Below are 11,785 nucleotides of genomic sequence, written 5' to 3' on the forward strand. Positions count from 1 at the left end.
TGAACGTGTTGCTGGCCGAGGCCGAAGTGCCTTACGACCAGGTGTTCGAGATGGACGACATCAACTCCGAGTTCGGCCAGGCCGACGTGGTACTGGTGTTGGGCGCCAACGACGTGGTCAACCCGGCGGCGAAGAACGATCCGAAATCGCCGATTGCCGGCATGCCGATCCTCGAGGCGTTCAAGGCCAAGACCATCATCGTCAACAAGCGCTCGATGGCCAGCGGCTACGCCGGTCTGGACAACGAACTGTTCTACCTGGACAAGACCATGATGGTGTTCGGCGACGCTAAAAAGGTCATCGAGGACATGGTCAAGGCTGTCGAGTAAAACTTGCTTCGCCGATCCCTCATTGCGGCCATTGTTCGAGCAGTATTGAAACGAACTTCTCCGCAGCGGGGGATAGTGATGCCCCGCGACGGTAAACCAATCCCAACGATCGATTCACCACAGGTTCTATCAAAGGGACGCTTACCAGCGTTGGGTGATCCCCGGCAGGCATTGCCAGACTTGGCATCGCCGATACGCCTAGCCCAGCCTCTACCAGGCCCAGAGAAGTAGACAAGTGCTGTACCTCGTAGAACCACTGTGGGCGCCAACTCAAGCCTGATAAAGCGTGATCCAGCAGCATACGGTTTCCGCTCAGGCGACCCACGCCGATAAGACGATAATCGCTGAGTTCAGACCAGGTCACCGAGCTACGTTCAGCCAACTCATGATCACGCCTGCAGGCCAACACAAAAGGCTCATTCACTAATGGCACGAACTCGATATCCGGGTGCTGGCCGCTCATCATATTGATGCCGAAATCGGCTTCACCCCGCAGGACTGCCTCAAGGCCTTCATTCGCACTAAGGTCCAGCAGTCGGATTCGAATTTTAGGATAGCGCTCGTTGTACAGGCGGATCACCGAAGGCAGAAAGTAGAATGCGGCAGTCGGAATACACGCCAGGGTCACCCTGCCAATTTGACGTTCCGCGAGCTCGCGGATATTGAGAATCGACTCATCGAAATCGTCCAGTAATCGCCGTGCCTTAGGCAGAAAATCCCTACCTACGCTGGTCAGGCTGACCTTGCGCGTTGTGCGATCGAGCAATGAGGTTCCCAACCCTTCTTCCAGCTTTTTGATACGCCGGCTCAAGGCTGGCTGAGACAGATGCAGCGCATCAGCCGCTTCGTGAAAACTGCCCAGTTCGGCAATCTTCACGAAAGATCGTATGTCGTTAAGCTCATAGTCCATTTTTTGTCATGCCAGCAACGAGAATGGATAGCAATCTACCTCAATTTAATCATTCGTCAAACGCAATAATAGCGACGATATTTGCATTGGAAACATTTTTTAAAGCCTGACACTCTTGCCTCAAGAACATCAATTACCCCGATTGATCAACAAGAGTCTGTGTCATGCAAAGAATTCCCTGTGTGCTAATGCGTGGCGGTACTTCCAAAGGCCCGGTATTTCTCGCTTGGGATTTACCTGTAGCCATCGAAGCCCGTGACGAGCTGCTGCTCAACCTGATGGGCTCAGGTCATGAGCTGGAAATCGATGGCATCGGCGGCGGCAACCCGCAAACCAGCAAAGTAGCTATTGTCAGCCCTTCGTTGCACCCGGATGCGGATGTCGACTATCTGTTCGTACAAGTGATGGTTTCACAACGTCGGGTGGATACCGCTCCCAACTGCGGCAACATGCTGTGCGCCGTGGGTCCATTTGCTATTGAACAGGGGCTGGTCAAGGCTACCGGCGAGCGTACTCGCGTACGCATTCGCAATTTGAACACAGGGACATTTGTGAATTCCGAAGTGCAGACCCCGGATGGCAAGGTCAGTTACGAGGGAGAGACTGCAATCGACGGCGTGCCGGGTACCGCTGCACCGGTGCAACTGACCTTCCTCGATGCCGCCGGCAGTAAGACTGGCAAACTCTTCCCTACAGGAAACACACAGGATGTGATCGATAACGTTCCTGTGACCTGCATCGACATGGCAATGCCAATGCTTCTTGTCGAAGCTGGCCAGTTGGGCAAACGTGGAGATGAAAGCCCGGCCGAACTGGACGCCGACAAGGAATTTTTGCGGCGCCTCGAGTCGTTGCGGCTTCAAGCAGGCCTCGCAATGGGTCTGGGTGATGTCAGCGACAAGGTCATTCCCAAACCCGTATTGGTATCACCGGCCAAAGCCGGTGGCACGATCCAGGTTCGCTACTTCATGCCACACAACTGCCACCGTGCCCTTGCCATTACTGGCTCCATCGGCCTGGCCACCGCTTGCGTCACTGAAGGCAGCGTAGTCGCGCAGATGCTGGGTGGAATCAGCACCCCTCGTCTGGAAAATGTTCGAATCGAGCATCCAAGCGGCGCAATTGACGTCGTGTTGTCCTATACCGGCGACAAGGCTGAGACCATTCGTGCCTCCGTAGTACGCACCGCTCGCAGGCTTTTCGCCGGTTACGTCTACGCCACTGCCACTGCGCGACTTGCCGGATAAATCTCGGTATCAGTTGGCATTTTGCATCAGCACAATTCTAAAAATGGGTGATGCCATGAAAGTTGTTAAATCGCTCTATTTCCAGATCCTCTGCGCTGTCCTGCTGGGCGTAATCGTCGGGCATTTCTGGGCTCAGCAAGCTATCGCTCTCAAGCCGCTCGGTGATGCCTTCATCAAACTGATCAAGATGATGATTGCACCTGTCGTGTTCTGCACCATCGTCACTGGCATTGCCGGGATGAGTGACAAGCGTTCACTCGGTCGCCTGCTCAGCAAGACCATGTTGCTGTTTCTTGGGTTGACGGTGATCAGCCTGATCATCGGCCTGGTCGCTGTCTATGTGTTCAAGCCTGGCGCCGGCATGAATATTGATCCGAGTCAGTTAAGCACCAGCGGATTGACTCAATACACCGAGTCGGCTGCGAAGCTTGGGGTGGTCGAGTTTTTCATGCACATCATCCCCGATACCTTTATCGGTGCATTCAGCAAGGGTGAAGTACTACCGGTGCTGTTCATTGCGGTGTTGTCTGGCTTTGCCCTGTCCTCGCTTGGCGAGCGTGGCAAGCCGGTGCTTGACGTTCTTGAAGCCGCGTCGCACATGGTGTTCAAGATTTTCTCTTACCTGATGCGTTTTGCACCCATCGGCGCTTTCGGCGCGTTGGCGTTCACGGTAGGGCAGTACGGCATCACTTCGCTTGGTTCGCTGGCGAAATTGATCATGACCTTGTACATCGCCTGCGGTTTCTTTGTTTTCGTGGTGTTGGGAAGCATTTGTCGCGCTAACGGCTTCAGTCTCTGGAAGCTGTTGCGATACTTGCGTGAAGAGTTCCTGGTGGTACTGGGGACGTCTTCCACTGAACCTGTGATGCCGCGCATGCTGGAGAAGCTCGAAGCCTTGGGTTGCAAGAAAGGCGTGGTGGGCCTGGTGTTGCCGACAGGTTATTCGTTCAACCTGGATGGCACTGCCATCTATCTGTCGCTGGCCGCCATTTTTATTGCCCAAGCCTGCAACATCGACCTCACCTTCACCCAGACCATCACCATGTTGGCGATCATGCTCTTGTCCTCAAAAGGAGCTGCTGGCGTTACCGGTAGCGGTTTTGTCGCACTGGCCTCTACGCTGACCGTGATTCACGACATACCTTTGGCCGGCTTGGCCTTGCTGATTGGCATCGATCGTTTCATGTCCGAGGCACGTGCACTGACCAGCCTGGCCAGCAATGCTGTGGCAACTGTCGTGATCTCTATATCGGAAAATGCTTGCAACCGGGAAACGCTGATACAGACCCTGGACGGAAAACCTGTTCCGGCTGAGGCGCTGGCCAAGAAAGAATCCTGGGAAGACCTGGAAGTCGCCAGGAACGCCAAGATCGGATAGTTCCTACTCCTGACTTTACTCAAAACCCACCCGCCAGGCACCGTTGATCGTGTCGCTTAGCGGGTTGGGGTGCGTATGCCTCGGCGTCAGCCACTCTAACGATAACAACAAGAGAATCGTCCTATGCTCGCTTTCCTTGGCTTAGCCATGGTGGTCGTATTCACCTTCCTCATAATGACTAAGCGTTTGTCGCCCATTGTCGCACTGACTGTTGTGCCCATTGTATTCGCCGTCATTGGCGGATTTGGCGGCACCACCGGCAAGTTGATGCTCGACGGCCTGAAAATGGTCGCCCCTTCAGCTGCACTCCTTTTATTCGCAATCCTGTTCTTTGGCTTGATGATCGACGCCGGTTTATTCGATCCACTGATTCGCAAAATATTGAAGCGAGTCAATGGTGACCCAATGAAGATCGCTGTTGGCACTGCCCTCCTCTCCTTGCTTGTAGCTTTGGACGGTGACGGCACAACCACTTACATGATTACTTGCGCGGCAATGCTGCCGCTGTACAAGCGCATCGGCATGAACCCGATGATATTAGCGACCATCGCTATGTTGTCTCTTAGCATTATGAGTGGCATGACGCCATGGGGCGGCCCCGCGACTCGCGCGATCGCGGCATTGGGCCTGGATGCAGGTGAATACTTCGTGCCTTTGCTACCGACCATGATTGGTGGTGCGATGTGGGTAGTCTTTACCGCGTTTTTGCTGGGCCGTGCCGAGCGTAAGCGTATCGGCAATGTTCAGCTGCATAGTGGTGGCGGCGATTGCTACATCGAGGCGATTCTCGAGGACACACCGCACAAGCGTCCCAAGCTTGCGTACATCAACCTGCTACTCGTAGCCGCAGTGATGGCAGCTCTAGTGATGGGGCTGATGCACTCCGCGATTCTGTTCCTGATCGGCTTCGTTCTGGCGCTGATGATCAACTATCCACAATTGGACATTCAGAAAGAACGCATCCTTGCCCATTCGGGCAATGCCATGACCGTCGTGTTGCTGGTGTTTGCAGCCGGGATTTTTGCCGGGATTTTTTCGGGTACAAAAATGGTAGACGCCTTGGCCCAAACCCTCGTCGACTGGATCCCGCCGTCCTGGGGGCACCTGTTCCCACTGGTCGTTGCGATCACCAGCATGCCGCTGACCTTCGTACTGTCTAACGACGCCTACTATTTTGGCGTATTGCCGATCCTGGCCAATGCGGCCACAGCTTACGGCATTGATCCCGTGGAGATCGCCCGAGCGTCTATTCTCGGACAGCCTGTACACCTGATGAGCCCACTGGTCGCTTCTACTCTGTTGCTGGTGGGAATGGTCGACCGCGATATTGGCGACTTCCAGAAAGCCACTGTCAAATGGGCGGTGCTCACCTCGCTGGTGGTTACTGCACTGGCCTTGTTAACCGGGGCAATCAGCCTGTTCACCTGATTCACCCAAATCTTATGCCGTTGTCCAACGCGCCTCACTAGCGAGGCGCGCGCTGTCCTGCACTCTAAAAAACAATAATGAGTAATTTGCCATGAGCTTTTTGTATTCCCGTCAGGCTTTGTTTTGCGTTTTAGGTTTGTTGCCAATGGCCGGTGCCAGCGCCGAAGGCTTTATCGATGACAGCAAACTTAAACTGCAACTACGAAATGTGTATTTCAACGAAAACTTTCGTGACGAGCACGGCATGAGCGCACGAGCAGCGAGAACCGCAAAAAGTGAGCGAACCGAGTGGGCTCAAGGATTCTTGCTGGACTATCAGTCAGGATTTACACAAGGGACGATGGGGTTTGGCATTGATGCCCTTGGCCTGCTTGGGGTCAAGCTCGACTCAGGTCGTGGCCGTAGCGGTACCGGACTATTGCCGGTTCATGATGACGGTCGGGCGGCCGACGAGTTTGCCAGTGCCGGTGTTACAGCAAAAGCACGGTTTGCAAAGACCACCGTCAAATACGGCACCTTGCTGCCCAAGACCCCTGTGCTGATTTACAACGATGCGAGATTGTTGCCACAGACCTATCAAGGCACCCAAATAAGCAGCAGCGACATAGAAAACCTTACCGTCACCGGAGGGTACCTGGACCGTTTCAAACTCCGGGATTCTACCGACAGTGTGCCGATCGTACCTGACGGTTTCAGTGGGGATAAATCAGGAGACTTCAGCTACGCCGGTGCCGAATATAAATTGGGCAAGGACATCCGCCTGAGCTATTTCCATGGCGAGCTCGACAACTTCTACCGCCAGAACTTCGCAGGCATCCAACACGACCTGCCTTTGGCCGGTGGAGTGCTCACCAGTGACTTGCGCTACTTCCATAGCGCTGATACTGGATCTGCCTTCGACGGCAAAATCGACAACGACATGCTCAGTGGCCAACTATCGTATGCCATCGCGGGCCATACGATGGGGGGTGGCTATCAGACCCTCAGCGGCGATGCAGGCTTACCCTTCATCAGTGGTGCTACCGTCTATTCATTCAGTAACGCTGGCATTGGCAAATTCATTGAGGAAGACGAGAAGACCTGGATGCTTAATTACGGCTACAACTTCGCGGCCGCAGGCGTACCTGGCTTGACCTTTTCCGCGCGCTACCTGAGCGGCAATGACGGTAAATCCGATACCACCGTCAAGGAATGGGAGCGTGATACCGAGCTGGCTTACGTCGTTCAAGGAGGCACTCTCAAGGGCCTGGGCGTGCGCCTTCGCAACTATGTCTACCGCTCGGATTTTTCCCGGGGGCGTGATAGCAACCGGATCTACCTTACCTACGACATTGTCCTTTGGTAGGACACGGATCACGACCGGATACCAAGGCTCGGGGCCGTGATCACGAACCAACTCATTTGAACGATGGCTTGCAGATCTCCCCCGACGCCGCCATGCACAAAACACCGCTCGTGGTAACCGGCATCGTTGGCGGGGGAAGCATTTTTTTGCCTGCACGCAAATTTGTGACGCCGCCGCAGACCAAAGGGACTCTGCGGTTTTCAATCACTCCATCAACCCATTACAGCTGACCGGCAGACACCGATCGCTCTGCTGCGGCGATGGATCCGACGGATCGGGCTATATCCGAACGCTGGCAAAAGTTGATTCGTTACGGGCCTGGCTCAGCGCCGACAACGGTCCGGACAACGGCGACAGCACCAGCGCTTGCGGCAATGGCGTCATCGCGACCTGTTGTGTGGTGTTGGAACTTACACGCTCGTCGCGTGGCGGAATGCCGTAGTACTCGCGGTAGCACTTGGAGAAGTGCGGCGTGGACACGAAACCGCAGACCGACGCCACTTCGATGATCGACATCGGCGTTTGCTTGAGCAATTGCCGCGCGCGGATGAGGCGCAGCTTGAGGTAGTAACGCGACGGTGAGCAGTGCAGGTACTTCTGGAATAGCCGCTCCAGCTGACGTCGCGAAACGGCGACGTACACCGCCAGTTCGTCGAGGTCGATCGGCTCTTCGAGGTTGGCATCCATCAGCGCGACGATTTCCTGCAACTTCGGCTGGTTGGTGCCGAGCATATGCTTGAGTGGCACGCGTTGGTGATCCTGCTCGTTGCGGATGCGCTCGTAGACGAACATTTCCGAAATGGCCGCCGACAGTTCGCGCCCGTGATCGCGGCTGATCAGGTGCAGCATCATGTCCAGTGGCGCGGTGCCGCCGGAGCTGGTGAAGCGGTTCCGGTCGAGGGTGAACAGCCGGGTGCTCATGGTCACCCGGGGAAAGGCTTCCTGCATCGCCGCCAGGCATTCCCAGTGCACACTGCAATCGAATCCATCCAGCAAGCCGGCACCGGCCAGCGCCCAGCTACCGGTGCACACCGCGCCCAAGCGTTTGGACTGACGTGCCTGACTCTGCAGCCAGGACACGTGTGCGCGAGTCACCGTGCGTTGAATGCCGATCCCGCCACAGACAATCACAATGTCGAGCGGCGGTGCTTTGTGCATGGCGGCGTCAGGCGTGATCTGCAGACCGTCACTGGCCCAGACTTGACCGCCATCGACGGTGAGCGTGGTCCAGCGATACAGCTCGCGACCGGACAACTGATTCGCCATGCGCAGGGGTTCCACTGCGGACGCCAGGGAAATCAGCGTGAAATTGTCCAGCAGCAGAAAGCCAATGGATTGAGGCGCACTGTTCTGGGGTTGGGCCCCGGAGTTGAACGTCGTCATCGCGGTATCTCCTCACACAAAGCGGGTAAACGGCCTCAGGCGCAGGCTCTTTTTATGGCTCGTCGGGCGAGCTATTTGTATTTATCTGCAAAACTCACACCTGACTTCAATGGATTCTTCCATGCGTTCAAAAAACGACACTCCGATGTCTCTATCTCGATGGTCGCAAGGCGCAAGGTTAAAAGCGAAGGAGATGGGGTCAACCGCTCTACTCATTGGCAGTGGGCAATAAGGTAGCGTTTTTGGTAGAGAATGGCCGAAAACGACAACCTGCCTGCTACCGACATGCACAGGTCGGTTTTCGAAAAGAACAATGGGCGACAACGTTGGTGATTGCAGCAGCCTGAAGTATTCGAGGTGATGGCTCTGAGATACTATCTAAAGGTCAGAGAGTAGGATTGCGAACGGATATGCCAAAAAAACAATCGCCTTTAAAAATGAGTGGCCCAGGAGAAATCAACACGAGTCCATTTCGAAGCCTCCCGGAAGTGGTTGATTTTATAGGTGGTTCGTCGCAGAGGGTATTCCAGAAAGCAGGCCTGAGTTTAGAGCAATTCGTCAATGAAGAACGGCACCTCGCCTATATGGACGCTGCTCACCTGTTCAAGGCTGCATTCGAACACACAGATTGCCCCCACATTGGCTTACTGATAGGCGAGCGTTTTACACTGGATAAGTTGGGGCCGGTGGGCCAGCTTATGCGTCTGGCGAATACACCAGGCGATGCATTGATCGATCTGGTCGGACATGCAAACCTCTATGATCGTGGCGCGACCCCACTCCTTCTTCCCTTGGCGGGCCAACATAGTTTGCTGGGATATGTCATTTATCGCCACGACCTGCCCAATCAATCATTACTTGTCGACACTGCCGTCATGGTTGGCCTGCAAATGTTACGGACATTGTTAGGCGCTAACTGGACACCCGTTCGTGTGCAGTTTTCATATCGCAAGCCATCGGATATCACCCCGTACGTCAGAAAATTTCGCTGCAACATTCAGTTCAACGCAAGCATCTCCGGACTTGTAATCAACAATCAGCAACTCCGGCAGATTCAATGTACGGCGAACCCACGCTTACACCACCTGCTAAAACTGGCTATTTCGACCGCCACGTCACCTTTGACGATTTCAGAACAAATAAAGAGTCAGGCATACGCTCTATTATTGAAAGGCCAGGCAAACTCCAGGCACATCGCCAGTCAATTTTCATTGAATGAAAGAACATTGCGACGCCGGCTGGATGCGGAAGGTTCTCACCTTAAAGAACTGATCACCGACTCCAGAAGCAACTTCGCGCGGCAGCTCTTGAAAGATACGGATTTGCCGATATCCACAATCTCTCAGGCCCTTCAATACCAGGATCCAAACGCCTTCTCCCGTGCATTCAAAACGTGGACAAATACGTCACCGCAGCATTGGAGAAATGGACTGGAGTAGCCTCCATTGAGGGGTGATTCGCCAATTTCCATACCACCGAGATACCGCGCGCACTGTCCGAAAATGCAAGATGCCTTTCTGATGATTGCCGTAAAGTGAACGCAACAACAGGCTGATTGCAAAGCTGATCTTCGGTTTTTTGTGCTGTTCATGAGGTTGGCGATTAGTTGCACCTGCGGGTGGAGTTCCGCGCAGATACTCAAGAAGGCCACACGAGAAAAAAACGAAGCCCTGGCCTTCGGGCGATGCAAGCGACATAGACTGAGTGATCTGATAGAGAGGGATTTCATGCCATTAAATAAAAGTGTGTTGTCGATTACTGTTCTTGGTGCGCTGACACTCTTGACTAGTGGCCGCAGTGTTGCCGGTGGCCTGATGTTGTACGAAACCGCCACCGACAACGTCGGACTGGCCAATGCCGGTGCAGCGGCCCGGGCACAAGGCCCTTCGACCATCGCCAGCAACCCCGCAGGCTTGAGTTACCTCAGCGGAACACAGATCTCCGCTGGCGCTCAGGTTCTTTTTGGTGACTTATCTTTTGATAAAGACAGTGAAACCAATACACCGGGCACTGGCAGTGGTAACGCGCTCGATCCCATACCGGGTGGCAGTTTCTTCATCAGCCATCAACTGGATGATCGGTGGTCCGTCGGTTTCGGCTCCTATGGCGATTTCGGCCTGGCTGAAAACTATGACAACGACTGGTCCGGCCGTTATTTCGTACAGAACGCGAGCATTGCGGGACTGTCACTCGTACCCAGTGTCGCCTATCGTTTCAACGATCAGTGGTCCGTCGGCGTCGGACTCAAAGCCATGTACGGGATGCTGAAGAGCGAAGCCGCCATCGATCAGGCGCCGCTCGGACTGACACAACGGGGTGACGGCCAATACAAATACCGGGACAGCACCTGGGGTTACGGCGCCAACGCAGGCGTGATTTATGCCCCAAAGCCCGGTACCCGGATTGGCCTGGCTTACACCAGTCAGGTTGACCTCGACTTCGAGGATCGCCTGGATGTGAAGAGCAGTGCTCCGTTGGTGAGCCGCCTCAACAGCGTCAACACCAGGATCGATCTGAAAGTACCGCAAACGGCGACCCTCAGCCTGTACCAGCAACTGGATACGCAATGGGCTTTTCTGGCTACAGTCAATTGGCAGGATTGGTCGAAATTCGGCGACATCAGTATTGACGTAGACACGTCCAGAACCGGTTCAAGGGCCGCCTCGATCGATGCGCATTACAAAGACACGTATCAATTGGCGCTTGGCGCTCAATACCAGATGAACCAGGACTGGATCTGGGATTTCGGTATCGCCTATGACACCTCCGCGGTGTCCGATGGTGATCGTACGCTCACCGTGCCCATGGGCGCCGCCTGGCGCTTCGCCACAGGCTTTACTTATTCGCTGAATAAAGAGACAGACGTGAATTTCAGTTGGGTCACGGTGTGGATGGGGGACATGTCAGTCGATCAGCAAAAAACGCTGTCTGGCGATCATGTATCAGGCGAGTTCGACAACGCCTGGATTCAAGCCCTGACCGCCAACATGACTTGGCGCTATTAAAAAATCGGCGAGGGTTTCAGGTCTTCAGATGACTTGACCGTGGATATGAACACTCACGACGTCAGCTTGCACAAAACCAACGAGGTGAACATGAACAGGAAGTCTAACAGGGGCTGGACAATGGCTGCGGCGGTCGTCGTCGTGGGTTCAACGCTTTTCGCGGGGTGTGCGGGCAAGAACGATCCGATCGCGCAGGCCGACAAGGCGGATGTGGCCAAGGGCGTGGCCGCGCCGAGTCTGGAGCAGACCAAGGCGATCGCCGAGGAAGGCTTTATCTACGGCTTGCCGCTGGTCATGAACTACGCCGTGATGAACGAATTCGCGGTGGACGCCAAGTCCAGCCAGTTCAAGGCCCCCTTCAACCAGTTGTACAACGAGCATCGGGTTTCTACTCCCGCCGATACGGCCGTCATTACGCCCAACAGCGACACACCGTACTCGATACTCTGGGCCGACCTGCGCGCCGAGCCGCTGGTGATCACCGTGCCGGCCGTCTCCAAAAAACGTTACTACTCGGTGCAGTTGATCGACGGCAACACCTATAACTACGGTTACATCGGCAGCCGTGCCACGGCCAGCGCAGCCGGGAGCTATCTGATCGCAGGTCCCGACTGGAAGGGGGCGACACCCCCTGGCATCGACAAGGTGTTCAGCTCCACGACGCCCTTCGCACTGACGCTGATCCGCACCCAGCTGTTCAATCCGGCCGACATGCCGAATGTCGAGAAGGTGCAGGCGGCTTACAAGATCCAGCCGCTGT

Annotated in this window: 10 protein-coding genes; 8 read left to right on the forward strand and 2 right to left on the reverse strand. The window is 55.0% G+C overall.

The window, feature by feature from the left end; translation table 11 throughout:
- Positions 1–329 (forward strand): NAD(P)(+) transhydrogenase (Re/Si-specific) subunit beta (locus BSF44_RS28325; protein WP_141250106.1); only part of this gene is annotated, 329 nt, incomplete at its 5' end.
- Between the two features lie 19 nt (positions 330–348).
- Here the strand turns inward: BSF44_RS28325 and BSF44_RS28330 are convergent.
- Complete coding sequence (locus BSF44_RS28330; RefSeq protein WP_095946308.1) at positions 349–1,239, reverse strand: LysR family transcriptional regulator; 891 nt, start codon at positions 1,237–1,239, stop codon at positions 349–351.
- Positions 1,240–1,403: 164 nt separating this feature from the next.
- Here BSF44_RS28330 and BSF44_RS28335 point away from each other — a divergent pair, with 164 nt between their 5' ends.
- From BSF44_RS28335 to BSF44_RS28350, 4 genes are all read left to right on the forward strand, one after another.
- On the forward strand, positions 1,404–2,486 hold the full coding sequence (locus BSF44_RS28335; protein WP_095946309.1) for a 4-oxalomesaconate tautomerase: 1,083 nt from the start codon (positions 1,404–1,406) through the stop codon (positions 2,484–2,486).
- Positions 2,487–2,529: 43 nt separating this feature from the next.
- Positions 2,530–3,864 carry a dicarboxylate/amino acid:cation symporter gene (locus BSF44_RS28340; protein ID WP_095946310.1) on the forward strand — a complete coding sequence of 445 codons (1,335 nt, stop codon included), beginning with the start codon at positions 2,530–2,532 and terminating at the stop codon, positions 3,862–3,864.
- Positions 3,865–3,987: 123 nt separating this feature from the next.
- On the forward strand, positions 3,988–5,292 hold the full coding sequence (locus BSF44_RS28345) for a CitMHS family transporter (protein WP_095946311.1): 1,305 nt from the start codon (positions 3,988–3,990) through the stop codon (positions 5,290–5,292).
- A gap of 91 nt (positions 5,293–5,383) precedes the next feature.
- Positions 5,384–6,637 (forward strand): OprD family porin, encoded by a 1,254-nt coding sequence (locus tag BSF44_RS28350; protein WP_095946312.1) that lies wholly within the window; start codon positions 5,384–5,386, stop codon positions 6,635–6,637.
- Between the two features lie 279 nt (positions 6,638–6,916).
- Here the strand turns inward: BSF44_RS28350 and BSF44_RS28355 are convergent, their stop codons facing one another.
- Entirely contained in the window at positions 6,917–8,020 is a 1,104-nt protein-coding gene (locus tag BSF44_RS28355; RefSeq protein ID WP_095946313.1) for a GlxA family transcriptional regulator, read from the reverse strand.
- Between the two features lie 410 nt (positions 8,021–8,430).
- Here BSF44_RS28355 and BSF44_RS28360 point away from each other — a divergent pair, with 410 nt between their 5' ends.
- From BSF44_RS28360 to BSF44_RS28370, 3 genes are all read left to right on the forward strand, one after another.
- Positions 8,431–9,459: an AraC family transcriptional regulator gene (locus BSF44_RS28360; RefSeq protein WP_095946314.1), complete on the forward strand. Its 1,029-nt coding sequence runs from the start codon at positions 8,431–8,433 to the stop codon at positions 9,457–9,459.
- Positions 9,460–9,747: 288 nt separating this feature from the next.
- Positions 9,748–11,025 (forward strand): OmpP1/FadL family transporter, encoded by a 1,278-nt coding sequence (locus BSF44_RS28365; RefSeq protein WP_095946315.1) that lies wholly within the window; start codon positions 9,748–9,750, stop codon positions 11,023–11,025.
- A 120-nt stretch (positions 11,026–11,145) separates the two neighbouring features.
- On the forward strand, positions 11,146–11,785 hold a 640-nt coding region (locus tag BSF44_RS28370), incomplete at its 3' end, for a DUF1254 domain-containing protein (protein WP_218194565.1).

The sequence above is a fragment of the Pseudomonas sp. ACN8 genome (assembly GCF_002303925.1).
GTDB lineage: Bacteria > Pseudomonadota > Gammaproteobacteria > Pseudomonadales > Pseudomonadaceae > Aquipseudomonas.